Here is a 210-nt window from a genome sequence, read left to right as displayed (position 1 = left end):
GGCAATTAGTATGTCAACCCCAGCACGAAGCGCATCTGTTTGTGCTTTTTGAGATACACCACCAAATATTACTGTACTTCTTTGAGAAGTATATTTTCCATACGATTTAAAACTATCATTGATTTGAATTGCAAGTTCCCTGGTAAGTGTAAGAATCAATGTTTTGATGGTGATTTTACCACCATCAAAACATTGATTCTTACACCTACC

At 35.7% G+C, this 210-nt stretch carries 1 protein-coding gene; it reads right to left on the bottom strand.

Going from position 1 to position 210, the window contains the following annotated elements; all coding sequences use genetic code 11:
• Nucleotides 1-210: DEAD/DEAH box helicase (locus tag HMI57_RS18770; protein WP_171587469.1), on the bottom strand; the 210-nt coding region annotated here is incomplete at both ends.

The sequence above is a fragment of the Arthrobacter sp. 260 genome (assembly GCF_013116745.1).
In the GTDB taxonomy this organism is placed as follows: domain Bacteria; phylum Actinomycetota; class Actinomycetes; order Actinomycetales; family Micrococcaceae; genus Arthrobacter_D.
The sequence above is the reverse complement of the archived record's forward strand: the minus strand, read 5'-3'. Positions and strand labels throughout refer to the sequence as shown.